This is a genomic window from Marinobacter sp. ST-43, assembly GCF_030541085.1.
GTDB classification, from domain to species: domain Bacteria; phylum Pseudomonadota; class Gammaproteobacteria; order Pseudomonadales; family Oleiphilaceae; genus Marinobacter; species Marinobacter nauticus.
In genome coordinates, this window is record NZ_JASSVO010000008.1 from 75,720 (window position 1) to 94,009 (window position 18,290).

The 18,290-nt window shown below is 47.3% G+C and carries 14 protein-coding genes; 8 read left to right on the forward strand and 6 right to left on the reverse strand.

Translation table 11 applies throughout. From position 1 onward, the window contains the following. The 6 genes from QPL98_RS12005 to QPL98_RS12030 all read right to left on the reverse strand — a co-directional run bounded on the left by QPL98_RS12005 (position 1) and on the right by QPL98_RS12030 (position 9,556). Positions 1 to 3,306, reverse strand: coding sequence for a type I restriction endonuclease subunit R (locus QPL98_RS12005; protein WP_303293330.1), 3,306 nt, complete (start codon positions 3,304 to 3,306; stop codon positions 1 to 3). 45 nt (positions 3,307 to 3,351) lie between these two features. Continuing rightward, a complete protein-coding gene (locus QPL98_RS12010) occupies positions 3,352 to 5,091 on the reverse strand; it encodes an ATP-binding protein (protein WP_303293331.1) in 1,740 nt (579 codons plus the stop codon). Between the two features lies 1 nt (position 5,092). Then, positions 5,093 to 6,178: an SIR2 family protein gene (locus QPL98_RS12015; RefSeq protein WP_303293332.1), complete on the reverse strand. Its 1,086-nt coding sequence runs from the start codon at positions 6,176 to 6,178 to the stop codon at positions 5,093 to 5,095. 11 nt (positions 6,179 to 6,189) lie between these two features. Further along, positions 6,190 to 7,383, reverse strand: a complete 1,194-nt coding sequence (locus tag QPL98_RS12020; RefSeq protein ID WP_303293333.1) for a restriction endonuclease subunit S — start codon at positions 7,381 to 7,383, stop codon at positions 6,190 to 6,192. Continuing rightward, positions 7,373 to 8,896: a type I restriction-modification system subunit M gene (locus tag QPL98_RS12025; protein WP_303293334.1), complete on the reverse strand. Its 1,524-nt coding sequence runs from the start codon at positions 8,894 to 8,896 to the stop codon at positions 7,373 to 7,375. The genes QPL98_RS12020 and QPL98_RS12025 overlap by 11 nt, the downstream gene beginning before the upstream one ends. Before the next feature lie 72 nt (positions 8,897 to 8,968). Then, on the reverse strand, positions 8,969 to 9,556 hold the full coding sequence (locus QPL98_RS12030; protein ID WP_303293335.1) for a hypothetical protein: 588 nt from the start codon (positions 9,554 to 9,556) through the stop codon (positions 8,969 to 8,971). 40 nt (positions 9,557 to 9,596) lie between these two features. On the opposite strand from QPL98_RS12030, the gene QPL98_RS12035 reads away from it, so the two are divergent. The 8 genes from QPL98_RS12035 (at position 9,597) to QPL98_RS12070 (ending at position 18,271) form a co-directional block, all read left to right on the forward strand. Then, positions 9,597 to 11,129 carry a site-specific integrase gene (locus QPL98_RS12035; RefSeq protein WP_303293336.1) on the forward strand — a complete coding sequence of 511 codons (1,533 nt, stop codon included), beginning with the start codon at positions 9,597 to 9,599 and terminating at the stop codon, positions 11,127 to 11,129. Then, positions 11,116 to 13,020, forward strand: coding sequence for a hypothetical protein (locus QPL98_RS12040; protein ID WP_303293337.1), 1,905 nt, complete (start codon positions 11,116 to 11,118; stop codon positions 13,018 to 13,020). Before QPL98_RS12035 ends, QPL98_RS12040 begins: the two co-directional genes overlap by 14 nt. Continuing rightward, positions 13,017 to 15,008, forward strand: a complete 1,992-nt coding sequence (locus tag QPL98_RS12045) for a hypothetical protein (protein WP_303293338.1) — start codon at positions 13,017 to 13,019, stop codon at positions 15,006 to 15,008. The genes QPL98_RS12040 and QPL98_RS12045 overlap by 4 nt, the downstream gene beginning before the upstream one ends. 1 nt (position 15,009) lies before the next feature. Further along, positions 15,010 to 15,369: a hypothetical protein gene (locus QPL98_RS12050; RefSeq protein WP_303293339.1), complete on the forward strand. Its 360-nt coding sequence runs from the start codon at positions 15,010 to 15,012 to the stop codon at positions 15,367 to 15,369. 4 nt (positions 15,370 to 15,373) lie between these two features. After that, the gene (locus QPL98_RS12055; RefSeq protein ID WP_303293340.1) at positions 15,374 to 15,796 is read left to right on the forward strand and encodes a secondary thiamine-phosphate synthase enzyme YjbQ; all 423 of its coding nucleotides are present in this window, start codon (positions 15,374 to 15,376) and stop codon (positions 15,794 to 15,796) included. Next, positions 15,797 to 16,804 carry a hypothetical protein gene (locus QPL98_RS12060; RefSeq protein WP_303293341.1) on the forward strand — a complete coding sequence of 336 codons (1,008 nt, stop codon included), beginning with the start codon at positions 15,797 to 15,799 and terminating at the stop codon, positions 16,802 to 16,804. A 43-nt stretch (positions 16,805 to 16,847) separates the two neighbouring features. Continuing rightward, positions 16,848 to 17,072, forward strand: a complete 225-nt coding sequence (locus QPL98_RS12065; RefSeq protein WP_303293342.1) for a YjbQ family protein — start codon at positions 16,848 to 16,850, stop codon at positions 17,070 to 17,072. Positions 17,073 to 17,293: 221 nt separating this feature from the next. Then, a complete protein-coding gene (locus QPL98_RS12070; protein ID WP_153740962.1) occupies positions 17,294 to 18,271 on the forward strand; it encodes a TAXI family TRAP transporter solute-binding subunit in 978 nt (325 codons plus the stop codon). The last annotated feature ends 19 nt before the right edge of the window (positions 18,272 to 18,290 follow it).

Here is an 18,290-nt window from a genome sequence, read left to right on the forward strand (position 1 = left end):
TCAAGCACCGTTCAACCCGACCCGAGTGATCTGAACAATCATCTCAACAATCTTCTTGGCCTGATCCATACCCCCACCAATCGCTTTGCACTCCTGGAACATGCGCGGCAGTAGCTTTTTACGAATGTCAGCTTCGATGTTCTGTGGATTGATGGAATTCTCCGCGACAGAGCTTTCTACCGCTTGGTCAATTTCAAAGGCAACTTTGATCCACTTATCCTGAACTTGCTGGTCCAGCACAGCCAAAGCTTCAGGAAGAACTTTTTTGAAGACGCCAAAGTAAGCCTGGGCGTGGCGATTACCAGCAAATGCATCGGGTATGTCGTTCAGGCGTCTGTCTTGAACTTGCTCTTCAAATTCACGGAACAGCATGTACTGTTTCAGTGGGTGGTCGAATAGCTTTTCGGCCTCTTCAATGGCTTGGCGCAGCAGTTTTGAGAACGCTTCCTGAGCATAAGGGTCATCCCGTAGCTCTTGTTCAATCATGCGGGTCACACGGGTTTTGATGATGTCGGTTTCGTTGCGGGTTTTATCTTCGCTCCAGTCTTCCGGCTGTTGCTTTTGCCCCATCTTGCCCACTTCATACACGCCACCGGGTTCTTTAACCTCGACACCCACCACATGCTTGTCCAGCAGCTTTTTCACTTGTTCGGCGTATTCGTCGTAATCAATCTTCTCACCGGCATCTTGCTGTACAAGTTGGCGCAGGCTGGAGAATTGCTTCACCGTTTCTTTGTAGTGGCGGCGATCCTGGTCGCTAAAGCTCTTGTCTTCAAAGAAAGTGGCGGATTGCAACGCTACCTTCAAGCAGCTGGCGAAGGCCGTCAGGGCTTCGTAGAAGTCTTCTCGCACTTTCAGGTGCACGTCAACCAGCTCTCCAGCAACACCCGCTGAGGGCTCTCCGCCACGCTCTTCAATCTTTGGAACCAGCACCTGACGCAATTGCTCGATGTCGTTCTTGTTTTTCACACCATCGAATATGGCCCACAACTGTTTATACAGCTGTGGCAGGCGCTTGTACTCGGTACTCATCTGGTTGTAGAGGCCGGCAATATCATTAATGTCGTAACCGCCCTGAGTGCGGGAAGCCAGATCCTGGTATTTCTGAATAGTGGTATCCAGTTCCGCAAGAATGCCGCGATAGTCGATAAGTAAACCAAACTTCTTATTAGGGTGCAGCCGGTTTACCCGTGCAATCGCCTGAATCAGGTTGTGCTCTTTCAAGGGTTTGTCGATATACAGCACCGCGTTTTTCGGCTCATCAAAGCCGGTGAGCAGCTTATCAACCACGATGAGTATCTTCAGTGAATCATCTTTGTCGAAGCGTTCAATAAGGTGTTTTGTATAGGCCTGTTCATCCTGACTGCCAACATTGTCTTTCCACCACTGGGTCACTTCGGGTGTGGTGGCCTCATCGACGGCGGTATTGCCTTCGCGGCTATCCGGCGGGCTCATCACCACGGCAGATTCAAGCAAGCCAGCTTCGTCGAGATACTTTTTGTACTTGATCGCAGTGGCCTTACTGTCGCAGGCTAACTGGCCTTTCAAACCTTCGTCGATGTTCTTTACGAAATGGTTGGCAATATCCAGGGCAATCAAACGAATGCGGTCATCCGCACCGTATACTTGGCCTTTCTTGGCAAACTTGCGCTTTAGGTCGGCCTTTTGCTCGTCTGAAAGCCCTTCGGTAATACGCTCAAACCAACTGTCGATGGCGCGTTCATTCACATCCAGATCGGGAATGCGCTCTTCGTACAGCAGCGGCGTAACAGTTTGGTCTTCTACGGCGCGCTGCATAGTGTAAGCATGCACAATGGGGCCAAACTTATTGGTGGTCTTGTCGTCTTTTAACAGTGGTGTGCCGGTGAAGGCGACAAAGGCAGCATTAGGCAGAGCCTGCTTCATACGAATATGGTTTTCGCCGCCTTGGCTGCGGTGGCCCTCGTCAATCAGCACAATGATGTCAGAAGTGTTGTTTACACACTCTGGCATTTTGGTAGCGGTATTAAACTTCTGGATCAGTGAAAAGATAATTCGCTCCGTGCCTTTACCAATCTGTTCAGCCAGACGTTTGCCAGAGGTGGCCATCGCTGCTTCTTTGTCTTTCTTACCGGCCAGCTCGCCGCCGGAAGCAAATGTTTTACTGAGTTGGGCTTCCAGATCTACCCGGTCAGTCACCACCACAATGCGGCACTGCTTCAGGCTTTCGTGCAGGATCAGCGCTTTGCTTAAAAACACCATAGTGAATGACTTACCCGAACCTGTGGTATGCCAAATCACACCGCCTTCACGGCCTCCGGTCACGCTACGGGTGTTGATGCGTTCAATCAGCCGCTTAATGCCAAATACCTGCTGATAACGGGCGACAATTTTGCCAGCCTTTTTATCGAACAAAGTGAAGTAGCGGGTCATTTCCAACAACCGGGTGGGGCTTAACAGGCTGATCAGCAGTTGATCCTGGCCAGTCACTGCAAGCTCCCCCGCTGCGGTCAGGCTTTGGTACCAATCCAGGTCTTTTGCTGGGCGGTGGCTGAATAAGCCTGCCAACTGTTCTTCTTTGAGCGTTTTGTTTTTGATGGCGTACATTTCGGCATCGGTGATGTCTTCTTCACGCCAGGCGGCCCAGAACTTAGAAGGCGTGCCACAGGTACCATAACGGCCTTCGTTGCCGTTTATGGAAAGCAGCATCTGGCTATAGGCAAACAGTAACGGGATTTCGTCATGGCGCTGGTTACGCAGGCTTTGCGAAATGCCTTCGTCAATGGTGGGGCCCTTTTTCGCATTGCCATCTGGGCGCTTGGCTTCAATCACAACCAGAGGAATACCGTTCACAAAGCAGACAATGTCGGGTCTGCGATTTTCTACACCACCCGAACGGGTAACCGTAAACTCTTCGGTGAATACAAAACTGTTATTAGCCGGGTTCTGCCAATCAATTAGGGCAACCGTTGGGCTAGCCTTTTTGCCATCCACAAACTCAGTTACAGAGATGCCATACAACAAATGGTTGTACAAGCGCTCATTGGCAGTTAACAAGCCTTCGTTAAGCGCTGGGCTGCACACCTCGGCAATCAGGTTATCAATGGCCTTTTCAGATAGCGGGTAGCTTTTACCTGCAAAGGTGAAAGTGCGCTTTTGAAGCTCACTGCGCAGCACCTGGCGTAAAACCACCTCATCGGCCTTGCCACCACGGGCGGCTAACGCGAGTTCAGGAGAGAGGAACGACCACCCGAGGTTGGTCAATAACGTCAGAGCCGGTAACTTGGCACTGTATTCTTCCTGAAATTTGGGCGTGTATCGTGTCATTCGTAATCTCTCTTCAACCCCTGAAACCCGAGGTGCAGCTTCGGGTTATGGCTTTGTTCTGTTTTGTCGGCGCATGTTTTCTACAGCCAATGCAAAATCGGCATTAGTAACGTCTTCTTGCCAGCGAGACCAGAAATCAATTGTTGCACTCAATGGCTTTTCAGTCGGAGGATCAATTTTTATTCTACTCGGCAGCAGTACCGAGTCTCCTACAACCATGGCTTCGCCAACATCCATGATGGGTAATGCTTCTAAGAGGCTTTCTAAGCTTTCGGGTAGTAATTTTCGAACAGTTGCTTGGTCATCCGCGTTTGTTAAACGCAATGAAATGATGTTGTTACACTGGCTCAGAATGGTGGCACTTACATCTGAAGGTCGTTGGCTCACAATCATGAGTGCAACGCCATATTTTCGACCTTCTTTAGCTATCTTCTCAAATGCTTCGACCGCTCTGCGCTCAACTGGGTTGCCTTCTTTTCTTGGTAGATATAGGTGAGCCTCATCGCAGACAAAAGCAACTGGTCTGCGACTATTCGGATCAGTCCAAAATTGAACTTGATAGATAATCCGAGCAACCAGGCCAATGATGACTGGCAGTATGTCAGCAGGAACCTCTGAGAAGTCGATTACTTTTATGCTTTGCTTTTGATTGCCAAAACCCATCAGTTTTTCAGCAATCATACTCAATGAATCGTATTGGTTGTATTTGTCCGGGCTATTGAATAAGAATCCATAGCGACGGTCATTCAAGCGGCTGGCCATGCGAACTAACAATCTAGAAAATTCGCCATTGAATGGGCCGTTTTTGGGGCCTCGTGATCCTTCAACCTTCTCTTCGTTTAGATGTTTGAGCTTTCCAATAACTTCATTTAAGGAGTATGGGATCGGACTGTCTAGAGTAAAAGACTGCAATAGATCGGTTCGACCATTCGCTTTTAAGAATGCTTTTTTTTGCTCTGTTATGGCATCTTGCACAACCACCACTTGGTTATGTGCACTGAACTCGCTGCGATCAACGAATAATGATTGAATCTCTTCCGAATTAAGCAACCAGTACGGCAGAAAGAGCAGTGAGTCATCATCTGCGTCAACCTCATCCGGCCCAGGTACTCTCAGCTGCTTAGCATAAGAAAGTTCCTTGTACTCACCATGCAGGTCGAATACAACAAGGTTTGAAGAAGGCAGCTGCGAGCTTCTTTCCAAAATAGAGGCAACCGTCCATGATTTACCAGAGCCGGTACTGCCAAGCAAAGCGGCATGCCGCTGGAAAAGTTTATTGCCATCGACATAAGCGCGTGCGTTTTCATTAAGCTTATAAGAGCCTAGTTCCAGTGAGTGCTGTCCATCGCCACACTCAGAAATAACACGCATAAATTCTTCAAGGTGAGCATCTTTAAGCACGTAACAGGTTGAGTCGATTTCAGGGACGTGATCAAGTGATCGTGAAAATTTATATTTTTGATCGACTGCATCCCAGCGGGCTGCACCCATTAGCGTGATCTTAACTGTATTGACTACGCTATCTTCAAAAGAATCTATCTCGTCAGCATCATCTTCAGTTATTTCCAGCGTAAGTGGTTGAGTGACTACCGCTTTGATGACTTTATCAATCATGCCAATCAGCCAACATTCAGTTGCACCGCTAAGTTGCACGGTCACAAGTTGTCCAACTCTGGCTTTACGTAGATCTTTATCACTGTTAACCAGAATGGTTACTTTTCGGGTGTCAACTTCACGGATGTTGCCAAGTGTGTAGCTGTCATCATTGAAAGTAAAAAGTGCCATGTTACCCTCCTAAAAATTCGTTGGTAAAAGCGTCAAAACGCCATAATTCCTTGTCATGAATATGTAGCCAGTTTTCATACTTTGAGTTGTAGATTCGGCTTTTATCTGAATCAGTCTGTTTGCAGATGAGCCACATATTCGGACATTTGCTAAGCCACTCTTCTATTCTTGGGTTCGAATCCCGAGTAATCACCAAAGCACGGCATTGGTCTTGTTCAAGCTTTTGCCTAAATGCGTTGTTAACAAGCTGGGAATCGTTAAAGCCAAATCCCAAAAATAGGAAGCTAGTATGGTTTCCTACAGCGGTGTCGTACTCAGCTAACTGCGCTCTGTCCTTGTGTAATCGTTGATATTTGGCCGTACCAGGAGTAATCATGGCTCGTACAACGCCGTCAGGCTTATTTCGTATCCAGCTGTTACATTCAATAAGCTGAGCTTCCCATTCAAATGTATTTAACGAACCATGTGGCTTGTGTAGTCGGATATGCTTGCACTCAACAATTCGTAATGGCGGCCTTGTCTTACCAAGACCTTTTTGAATGGATTGAACAGACTTTTTTGCCTCAGCCCAGTCGTAGCGACGAAGGAAACCACCGTGAAATCCGGTAATGTAGGGGATCTTATGCCGGACGAAGGCGTATTCAGCCAGCAAATCGTAATTTGGCGTGGCGACGTGAAGTTGTTTATCAGCCTGCGGTAAAGCTTCAACCAGCTTTTTCAATAGCGAGCCAGCGGGCCAATCGCATGAGCCCGACATAATTGAATGAGCGTAAGCATTATCGTGTTGCGCAACAAAAATGGCAGTAATTTCGACTATTCGATTGGTCAGAGCCTCATCTTTGATGAAGTCCATTGCAGATTCAAAATCATGACTACCAGCATCAAGAGCAGAGACCACTTGCTGCCATTGCTGTTCTTGTACTTCGCTCATTCCATGAGCAAGCTCGGCTCGAAGGTGGCGCTCAAGAGCTGGCATCCCAAAACTCAGATCAAGTGCACATGAAGTTCCTGTGCCAAATAATACAAACGGCTTGTCTGTAAAAAACTCAGCAATCGCTTGATATGCAACGTCCTTTGTTAGCTCCACGTGCATCCCCCTTAGCTCACCAAAACTCTTCGCTTACCCGTCAACAACTGCTGCATCAAGGCTTTTTTCTCTTGCTTCAGGGCATCGAGCTTTTGTTGCAAAGCAGAGATTTCCTGATCGGCAGTGGAAAGCACGGCGGCGATTTTTTGTTGTTCTTCCAAATAAGGAATCTTCATTTTGAGCGACTTGATGTCATCGCTATTGATTGACTCGAAAGTACTGCCTTGCGAAAGAGAACCCCATCTAGGCTCAAACCAAAGTAGCCACTGATACAAGAAGTCCTGGCTCTCGTTACTTTTTGCTTTGATACTCGAAATACCGCGTCCAATACACGCTTCGTGTTGTGATATCGCAACGTTTCCAACCGGAGCACGAACAGACAGTAGAATATCTCCATGTGAGCATTTTTTAGTGATTTCAGAGGTGTGGACTCGTGGAGCTGATAGCCTGTGCTTAATGTCTGCATTACCTTGGATGAGCGGCATCCCATCTCCAGTCTCATTGTAAGCACTGGATTTTGGTGACGATCCCATAACAATTACTGACACATTCCTGAGATGGGTTTCTCGCCACTCCCCACTAAACCTAACCCCATTTTTATCCAGCAGACGCTTCTTGCCGGTGAGCAGTTGTTGCATTAGGGCTTTTTTCTGTTGCTGGCTGTTGGCGAGCAGTTGTTCGGTGGTGGTGATGGCCTTATCCCAGGTGGAGAGGATTTGCGCGATTTTCTTTTGTTCGGAAGCATCTGGATGAAAGATTTTTAGCTTCCTAACTTCGGCTATATTGATTCCTTTGACGGCCTGCCCAACCGTGTTCAAATCAATTTGTTGTTGAACACTTGGCGATTGCAAGGCGTAAAAAACGTACATTGGATCATCATCGCTAGACACTCTAATTCTTGCTGTATCCTGGGTGATATTAGCGCCCGCAAGTGACGGTGGAACAATCGCTACTCGTCCGGTTGTCCCTCGTATTGTTAAAAGCAAATCGCCTTGGTTTACTTCTGCTCGTTTGTATTGATTGTGGATTTGTAAGGATGTCCTAAGAAGGTCATCCTCCAAAACCCTACCGCCAATAATATTCTTAACCTTAATTACAGGAATTCCATCAGATACGTGCTCTCCCGGCTTCAGGATGCCATAGCAAATTGGGGCGCGTGGATCAACAAATGAATCTAAAGCTGTCGTTTTCTGGTTATGCACCATAACCCAACTCCTCAAGATACTTGGCCATCTCGGTTTCCAGCTCAGTCAGTTGGGCTTTTAGCTGCTCACGTTCGGCACGCACCGCCATCAGGTCGATTTCTTCCTCTTCTTCAAAGGTATCGACGTAGCGCGGGATGTTCAGGTTGTAGTCGTTTTCTTTAATCTCTTCGAGGCTGGCAACGTAGGCGTATTTATCGACATCGTTACCGGCGTGATAGGTAGCTACAATCTTGGCGATATTCTCTTCCGTCAGCAGGTTCTGGTTTTTTCCGGCTTTGAAGTCGCGGCTGGCGTCGATAAACATGACGTTATCGTCGCTCTTATTTTTCTTAAAGAGCAGGATTGCCGCCGGAATCCCCGTGCCGTAAAACAGCTTTTCTGGCAGACCAATCACGGCATCGAGCAGGTTTTCGTCGATGAGTTGCTGGCGAATTTTGCCCTCAGACGAGCCACGGAATAACACGCCGTGCGGCACCACCACACCCATTCTGCCGCTTTTTGGTTTGAGTGTTTCGATCATGTGCAGGATAAAGGCGTAGTCGCCTTTGGTTTTCGGCGGTACGCCACGGCGGAAGCGGCTGAACTTGTCGTGTTCGGCTTCGTCGTGGCCCCATTTATCCAAACTAAACGGCGGGTTGGCGGTCACGATGTCAAACAGCATTAAGTCGCCGTTTTTATCCAGCAGCTTGGGGTTACGAATGGTGTCGCCCCATTCAATTTTGTGGTTGTCTTCTCCGTGCAGGAACATGTTCATTTTGGCTAGTGACCAGGTAGATCCAATGGCCTCTTGCCCGTAGAGGGCGTATTGCTTACTACCGTGATTCGCCACGACTTTGCGGCCACACTTCATTAGTAGCGAGCCAGAGCCACAGGCAGGGTCGCAGATGCTGTCACCCGGCTGCGGGTCTAACAGTTCGGCGATCAGGTCACTGACTTCGGGCGGAGTATAAAACTCACCGGCTTTCTGGCCACCGCTGGCCGCGAAGTTTTTGATCAGGTATTCGTAGGCGTTACCGATCACATCCAGCGTGCCCACACGGCTGGGTTTGAGGTTCAACTCGGGCTTGGCGAAGTCTTCCAGCAGGTGACGCAGAATGGTGTTCTTTTGCTTCTCTTCACCCAGTTTGTCGGTGTTAAAGCTGATGTCTTGGAACACACTCTTGCCAGCGTCTTTGAGTTTGGTGCCGTTGGCTTCTTCAATGGCGTGCAATGCCTGGTCGATGCGCTCGCCATTGCCGGGCTCGTGACGGCGTTCGTACAGGGCGTAGAAGCTGGCTGCCTTAGGCAGTACAAAGCGCTCGTTTTTCATCATCTCTTCGATGAGTTCCGGCTCGTCGCCGTACTCGGCCTTGTAGCCATCATAGTGATCCTGCCATACATCAGAGATGTACTTGAGGAACAGCATGGTGAGGATGAAGTCTTTATAAGTATCGGCGCTGATGGTGCCACGGAAGGTATCGCAGGCATTCCAGAGCGCTTTGTTGATGCTGTCTTGATTGATTTTGTCGTTCATCCATTGCTTCCTTTTAGTGGGGCCAATCAATGGCTGGCCCGGTTCAAGTCTTAAATTCGTTGTGCTGGCTGTTTAGTGGCCATGCGCCCGGTACAAGTCGTGGGCGATTGCACCCATCATTCGCTCACCGTTGTTTACTAGCCTCTGAATCAGCCTTTGCTCTTCACCCAAAGTGTTGGCCATCGCAATGATTGCTCGCTGCTTGGCAAGTGGCGGAACAACGACAGGGGCATCTTCCAGCACACTGCGGCGAATACTTTTTGTTAAGGTGCCTTCAGCATTCTGCTCAAAATATCGCTGAGCCGGTGCCTGATTCAGTAGCCACACCATAAACTCGGGAAGAATGTCTTTCTTCTTCAGGCCGACCACAAAAAAGTGCGGCGCAGCAACGGCCTGCTTACCTGTAGAAGCCAATAACTGATCCACCTGAACTGCGTAGTTATGGCTGCCACGAGCGGCCACTAAAATATCTCCTGTGGTGAGGTAGTCGGGTTCACGCTTGCCGGTTAGCTCTGTTTCTAAACAGTCTGACCAGCGAATCCCTTCGGTTAGCGAGACATCCTTCATCTGAACCGCGACCACAGCAGAGCCTGGCACTTCAGGGATTTTGCCCCGAAATGGATAGCCTGCATTGATGGTTGCGACCTGTTTGAGCTTCACGCCTTCACCTATTCATAGCCAATGATGCAGAAATAATCTGTTGATCCTGGTTAAATGTCAAGCTAAAGTTGTTTCATCGCCTTTGATGCAAAGAAAGTTGCTCAAGGGCTTTTTGTTGGGTAGGGTGATTACATCATTGTCTATGAAGCCAAATTTTCGTGTCAGAGTTGAGGTGGTTCGCAAGCTGGAATGCTATGAGCCGTCAACGGTAGAACTTATGGGTAGCCATGTATGCAGTGCTGCCGCCAAAGGTCGTGACTACTATCGGCGCCCGGCGCAAGACGTGGCACATGATGTGTTTTACCACTACCCGATGATTGTTGACCCGGATGGTTCGCTCTGGGCAGAGGCTAATCGCTATCTGCTGAGCAGATTGAACGGATTTGTGCCTGCAAAACGGCGGACTCTCGAATCTATAGCGGGGGATCTGGTGCATTTCAGGCAGTGGTTGCTGGAAGAGGAGATCGATTTTCTGACCGTATCGGCCCGGCCCAGGGCAAGACCTACATACCGTTATTGCACTTATTTGCACGATGAAATTCGTCAGGGAAAGTTAAAGGCACGCACGGCTAAACGTCGTATGAGTAGTTTGCAGAACTTCTATCGTTGGCTTGAAACGGAAGGTTTTAAGTTTGACCATCCGTTGTGGCTTGAAGATGAGGCCGCACTGATGTTCAGAGATGCGCGAGGTTTTCAGCGCAGAAAGTCAGTAAAAAGCACAGACCTGACTCGATCGTTCAGGATAGTGAAGAGCAATGATGACTACAGCGAGTGCATTGATGATGGCGGTAAACTGAGGCCATTACCAAAAGATGAACAAGTGGCCTTAATTCAAGCTCTGAAAGCCATTGGTAACACCGAAATGACATTGGCGTTCTTTCTTGCTTTGGCGACTGGCGCACGGTTGCAAACTGTTTTCACGCTTCGTCGGCAGAATTTTTTGGATGAGCCATATAAAGGCGCTGTGTCTCATAGGATAAAAGTCGGTGCCGGAACACCGGTCAGCACCAAGTATGGCAAGCAGATGGTGTTGCTTGTACCGCTATTTCTGTATCGCCGGGTGCAGATTTACATGAATTCTGAGCGATGCCGTCAACGGATTGGGTTGTCGAAGCATGTATATCCAGAAGATGGCGATCAATATCTGTTTCTGACCCGCGCTGGTCAGCCTTACTACATGGCTGAGAATGACCCTTTCGCGTTCTTGTATCGAAGCCCGCCAAGGGGTAACGCCGTCACTCAATTCATTAGGCAGCAATTAAAGCCAGAGCTTTACCGCCATGGGTACGAATTTGAATTCCGTTTCCATGATCTGCGGGCGACCTTTGGAATGAATCTGTTGGAAAGTTTTGTTAACCAAATGTCGAAGGCCGAACCCAGTTTGGCTGTAAAGGCAGATATGACAAAAGCCCTGATGCTGGTTCGTTCCAGGATGGGACATACCAGTATTCGGACGACAGAAGCCTACTTAAACTACCGCGAAAAATACCGGGTCGCGCTTAATTTGCAGTCGGAGTATGAGGCTTACCTTGAATCCATGTTGAATGAGGTAAATACCGATGACGTGGAGTAAGCGAAAGACTGTTTCCTATACCATCGAACAACTGCCCACAGATGAAACCGGGAAAGTTGTACTGATAGACCCTTCAGCTGTGAAGGTTTTTATCCCAGGATATAAATATGCGGTGGATATAGGTAGTTGGTGTTACACAAAAAGACGGCGTATGACGGCAGACACGTCAACCGAGGCTTGCGCGTCGAATCTGGTAAATATGGAAAGCTATCGGTCTGCCAGGAAAGAGTTTGTCTCTTTGTATATCGAGTTTTTCATTCATCACATAAAGATGGGAAAGTCTGCACACACGCTTAAAACAAATTTCGGGCAGTTTAATAGGTTTGTACGGTGGTGTGATTCAAGCTGTATTCGAGGGCTTGATTCTATGGATGATTTTGCAGAGGCCGTAAGGTTGTTTACGGAATATCTGATTCATAAGGTCAGAGCTAGCGATATGAACGTTAATACTGCTGCAACTTTGCAGCAGTTGATAACCGGTGTCGGACGCTATGTCTATGGTGATCCTTACGGAGATCTTTTTCGAAATGTCAGAAAAGTAAGGAGATCCTTGCAAGCAGTTAATAAAACGAAGATACCAGAAGATACAAGTGTGGCTCGTGTATTGACTGTATATCTACAAGTATTTAATCAACTGTGCGATTGTGTTGTTGATTTTCAGAAGTTCCCAAAAGAAATAGCCATTGAGAATAATCGGTTCTGGTTCTTTCCCGTATCGGTGCCCTTCGGAGGGAAATCGACTGTTAGTAAAAAAGCTGCATTGAAAGATCGCTTTTTGGCATATGACTATATAAGCGGTCGAATTCGATCTGTAGAGGAAATAACGAGGCTTTCAAAAACTAATCTGATCGCTAGTCATCGAGCATCCCATAATAATGCACTCAGGAAAATGGAGATCGCCAATTCATCCCGGTTTCATAATAGGCGCATAGATGCTGCTCGAATGGCGTTTCAGGCTTTTGTGATGCTATTTTCTGCAAACACCGGCATGAATCTGGGACAAATGTTGCAGCTCCCATGGTCGGGTGACCATGAGGTTTTGAAAGATAGAATCGGATTTAAGGGGATTAAGTATAGAGCGGGGAAAAGAGAAGTTGTTTTTCACATATCTTCGACCTTTTACCTAACGTTTAAGAAGTTCCTTCAGCTTCGCCAGTACATGCTGGATGCACTGAATATACATTCTTATCCCTTGCTCTTTTTCAGGGTTGCATTTGATCAGGCAGCGCCACTCTCAATGGATATTGCGGGTGACCTTCATCGGCGTTTGAATGTATGTTTTGGCTTTGATTTAAAAATAACTACAAGAATGTGGAGGGCGTATAAGGGCGATTGGTTAATAAGGAATACAGATGTCGCAACGACCTCGCTTGTTTTACAAAATAGCCCTGTAACGGTACTAAGGCATTACTCGGAAGGTAGCAAGGCACGTAATGATAGCCAAATAGGCAGCTTTTTCGATTCTTACAAGGCCATGGTTATAGATATAGACGTCAAGGCGAAAAGCACGCCCGTTGGGCAGTGTATCGGAAGTAGTCCTGCCACCCTTGGTAATACACCCATTGAGCCTGATTGCAGGACGTTTGAAGGCTGCTTGTTTTGTAAAAACTATAAAGTTCATTCTGATATTAATGATGTCCATAAATTGATCAGTTTTAAGTACCTGCTTAAGGAGTCTTTGATACTCGCGCATACAGAGAAACACTTTAATGAAAAGGTTCTACCTGTTTTGGATCGTGTAGATCAAGTGCTTGATGTCATTAAATCGAATTTCAGTGGTGATATTGGTCAGTTAGATGATATTGAGCGTGATGTTTTTGATAGGGAGATCCTATCTGATTATTGGCAAATGAAACTGGACACCTTGATTGAAATTGGGGTGTTGTCATGAGTGCTAAGATATATCGTGCCAACTTCGAATATTTTGTACAAGATGATCAGGCTTCATTTCCTGACGCCTTTGAGGTGGAGGGGGGTATTCAAGTACCTTCTAATGAGTTTGTCGTTTCTCGAAATAAGCAAGGAGATCCAATATCCCGATATGGTGATGATGTTTGGGATTTCAGGATCTATCGTTTAGCTGGAGATTCAGGCTCAGCTCGGATCAACTTCGAATTTGCTCATAAGAACTATCGTAATGAGGCTAAATGGCTTGCGTTTCTTCTGATCTATTTTGCTGAATCATCAGTAAATTTCGGCGTTAGCATAGCCACTATAATGAACTATATGAAATCTATACGTCGGCTTATTGGTTATGCTTCAAGTCAGTCAAGATCAGTCGCAACTGTACTGTCTGAGAAAAAACACCTTGATGAATTCATCAGAACACTTGAAACGAGAACGCTTCTGACCGGTTTTTCTTCTTTGGTTGGTCATTTGGCACATATTCCGAGTGATATTTCTGGGTACAAAATATCCAGTCTATATTCTAGCTTTTTGGCCAGAGAAAAGTCGAAAGCACTGCCCGAAGATTTGCAGCACCCTGTGATACCCCCGCGGCTATTGTCTTTGTTAATTTCTGATCTGGAAATGTTTCTGAATGAAATCCTGGCGAGTATAGATAGCTTGGTAGGATTTACTGAACACATAATACATGAACCTTTGTTTGCTCGCTGCGAGTCAAAGCAACGCCAGTTAGGTGTTCAAAGGCGAGAGATGGCCCCATTTTTTTATGAGGCGTCATCTGTATATGGGCTTGAAAGATTGTTGTTGAAATATGGTGTTTCAAATATACCGGGATTGAGTAAGTTTCTAACCAGAATACAACATGCCTGCCGCATATACATTCATATATATACGGGGATGAGGCATTCTGAATGCCTTAGTCTTAAAGACAACGCATTAGTAATCGAAAAGATTATGGGCAGGGATTTTTATAAAGTTTTTGGCGATACAAGTAAATTTGTTGGACAAAAGAAAAGAGTTGCTTGGGTGACAAGTAAAGATGTTGTCAAGGCGTTTGAAATTGCACAGAAGATATCTATTTTAATCTGCTCTCAGTGCGATACCTTACAGCATGATGCACCATTATTTATAAGCGCGGTCTACTTGGGTTTTACTGGCGTGAAGAATGACTTGAATGCCCCCTTGGTTATTCAAAAGCATGCGAATAAGGATCAGGAGATATTTAATTACTTTTCCTCAGATTTATATGTAATAGAGGGTTCTGATTTTGATCATTTGGTTGCTGTTGATCCGTTTCGCACATGGCACAAGGAGAAGGCTTTTCAACTAGGTTCTGTTTGGCGCTTCACTACTCATCAGTTTAGGCGAACGTTGGCGTTTTATGTGTCTCAGTCAGCTAATGTATCCATTCCGGCACTTAAGAGTCAGTTAAAACATATATCCAGAGAGATGACACTCTATTATTGCAATGCCTCTGCTTGTATTTCCGAGTTCGATCATGATGAGCATATATCGCACCTGATGAGGGAAATTAAACCTGAGAGTGACGCTCATGCATACTTTGCAGTTGTTGCAGATCGAACAGAACCTTTGTTTGGTGCTTATGGGCGGTTTGTCGATCGTAACGTTTCCGAACGGGAAAGCGAAGGCCTGCTGCTCAACGATCGCAAGGAGTTGGTAAGCCGTTTCAGAAGGGGTGAGCTTGCCTATAAAGAGACACCTCTGGGGGCATGTATGACGACATCCCCATGTGACAAAAAACTACTTCGCCTGGTTTCTGCCTGTATTAGCTGTGATAAGGCAATCATAAAACCAAGTAAGCTGGAGCGAGTCATTGCGCGTCAAAGAATCTTTGTTGATGAGCTAAAAAGCAAGGATGATTCGAGCATCGCGCTTAGAACCGAGTTGTCAGAACTAGAAGATCTCGAAAGTTACCAGCGTCGGATCGCTCTTTTGAAAAATAAGGGGGTCTAGCATGCAAGAATACTGGGAAGCACTAGAACGCTTGAAGGCAGGATGCCCAAGCCGAGTTCCGCCAGGCTCTTCGATTAACAAGGACACCGTTGCATTGGAGGCTGGCAGAAAGCGTGGGTCAATTAAGAAATCCAGGAGCAGCTTCGGGGAATTGATTGCGGCAATTGACACTGCGAACGGAGAGGTTGATGTACCAGCTAACAAACCTAGGGATTTACTTCGAAAAGCCAGAGCAGAGAAGCAAAATTACAAAGAACTCTATCATCAGGCTCTAAATCGAGAGTTGATGTTGCTTGATAGGTTGGCCCGTTTGGAGAAAGAGTTGGCCCGTTTTTCAAATGTGCTGCCAATTAGAGAATAGAATTATGTGGATTCAAAAAGAAGTAAAAATCTCACCCAAGAAACGAGGATTTCATCTGATTACAGACGAAATTGTAAGACAGGTACCTGACTTGTCACAGGTATCTGTTGGGCTTGCTCATATTTTCATCAAACACACCTCTGCGTCTTTGACGATCAACGAAAACGCAGATCCTACCGTACGTGATGACTTTGAAAGCTTCTTTAGTCGTGCGGTTCCCGAAGGTGAGCCCTATTACAAGCATATTTATGAGGGGAGTGACGACTTGCCCAGCCACATTAAGGCCAGTCTGCTTGGGAGTAGTGTTTCTGTTCCTGTGTCCGATGGGAGCTTTAACATGGGAACCTGGCAAGGTGTTTATCTATGTGAGCATCGTAATCATGGTGGCTCCCGTTCGCTGGTTGTCACGATTCATGGAGAGGGTTAAGTGAGCAAGAAAGGGAATCCAATAATTTATATCGGTGGGCCGGGATATAGATATGAAGATTTTGAGCCGTTAATTGGCAGTATTGATGAGCATATAAAAGAGGTGCTATCAGTATTGAAAGCTGAAAACGTTAAGGGTGCCACTTCGAATATTAAAATGGTCGTCGATGTATTTAACCCAGAGAAAGTAGGTGCTTTTGCAAAAACGGTCGATATCTGCAATGGAACATATTACGTTGAAATGACGGCAGGATTGTCATATCACGTATGGCTAGCCTCTCGTGTTTTTGAAACGGATTATGACTTTTTGCCATGGTTAAAGAGTATCAAAATCAGAGATAAAGATTTAAAGAAGTTTGGGCGAAAGAAATTAATTGCTGACTTTGCATATTACCTTTGTAGCTATGCAATCATTCTTCATGAACTATCTCATATTTATCTTGGACATACTGACTTTCTCAAGTCAAAGAGCAGTTCAGAGGCCTTGAATGAATTTCCTGATGAGAGTGAAGTCGCTAGAAGGGATTTGATGGTTAGGTATGCGTTTGAAGCTGAAGCTGATCGTCAATCAATCGAGTTTCTAATGGCGTTTCTAGAAGGAGCTTTGGGAAAAGATGGAATGGGAGTCCATATTCGGTTTCCGAGTCGTTTGGCTGTGTATGAGTTTGTGGTTTATGCATTAACTTCACTGACTGCACTTTTGCAGCAGATGTCTTTGGGAGCAAAGAACACTGTTCATCCTGATGCCAATGTCAGACAGTACATATTTTACTCGTCAATAGTCGCGTATTTGAAGAAGAGGCAACCGGATCTGAATAATGTCCTCGAAACGAAGATTCCAATATGGGCCATGGAAGCAGGCAAGAAGATGGGAATACTTAATTCTCATGACCCTTTCGATGTTATGCGTACGGCCTTAGAGTTAGCTAAGGTTGATGATATTTTGAAAGAGTCAGGGGTTCGGGAGTTCCAACACAAGATGTATACTTTTGAAGGTATGGACAATTGAGTCCATACAGGCACCTTAAGATGTGGACCGGTGGTATCGGACAATGGCCATGAGCTGTGTGGGGTTAAGGGCGAGGCCATATGGACACATCATCCGTATGATCGACACCACTTCCCACATCAAAAGCGTGATTATCGGGCCGTCGCTGACCATCCCCATCAGCCACGGCCATCTGGCTCTCGGTACCTGGCAGGGCATCTACCTTTGCGAACACCGGAATCATGCCGGTGGTCGTAAAATTGTGGCGACTTTGCAGGGGCGTTGGTAAGCGTTCAGGCGCTCCCCATAGGGGTGGGTTTCCACCCATAGGTGATTCTTCTCTGGGTGGAAATCCACCCATTAATTGCATGTCCTTCCGGCCAATCCGGCTTAGAAATCTGTTTTATAAGTAGTTTCCCGAACTGGCCTGGCCCTTGCTGAATGCTCCCCAGCGAGGCCGGGCAGGCCTCATCAGCACCCAACCAACAAGATGAATCGGGAGCATTTCTTATGAAACTTCAAACCATTCTGGCGGCTGCGATCGCCACCTCCGTTGTTGCTGGCCCTGTGATTGCCCAGGATCGTGCCGGCTGGCCTGAGAGCTTTACCGTTGGCACGGCAAGCCAGGGCGGCACCTACTTTGCCTATGGCTCCGGCTGGGCGAACTTTGTGGCGGAGAATCTGGGAGTGTCTGGTGGCGCTGAAATCACCGGCGGCCCGGTTCAGAACATGGCGCTGGTTCACACCGGAGATCTGAAGTTTGGCCTGACCACCATGGGCCCGGCGCGTGAGTCCATGGAAGGCGAGAGCCCGCTGGCACCGGGCATGAAGATGGACAACGTCTGTGCCATGTTCCCGATGTATGAAACCCCGTTCTCCATTGCCACGCTGTCCAGCTCCGGTATTACCAGCATCTCCGAGATTCCGGACGGTGCCACCATTGGTTTCGGGCCGGCCGGTTCTACCTCGGATACCTACTTCCCGCGCATGATGGAAACGCTGGGCGTCAAGTTCGAGCGCCGTAACGGCAGCTGGTCAGACCTCGGTGGCCAGCTTCAGGACGGTCTGATTGATGTGGTGGCCTTCGCAGCCGGTATTCCCATTCCGGCGGTCAGCCAGCTGGAAGTCCAGACCGACGTTAACGTGATTGGCATGAACGATGACGAAGCCAAGAAGATCGTCGATAACTTCCCGGTGTCTGAATTCGTGATTCCGGCCAGCACCTACCAGTCCCTGGATGCTCCGTCCCGTGTGGTCTCCATGTGGAACTTCGCCATGGTGAACTGCGATATGCCGGAAAGCTTTGTGTATGAAATCACCAAGCTGACCATGGAGAACAACGACAAGATGGTGTCGATCCATAAGGCAGCGCGCCACTCCGTCCCCGAGAATTACACCAAGAACAAGGTACTGCCCTGGCATCCGGGTGCGGCACGCTGGTTCAACGAGAACGGCTATCCCATCGAAGACGCGGCCATCAAGCAGTAATGAGCCTGGCCGGAGGGTC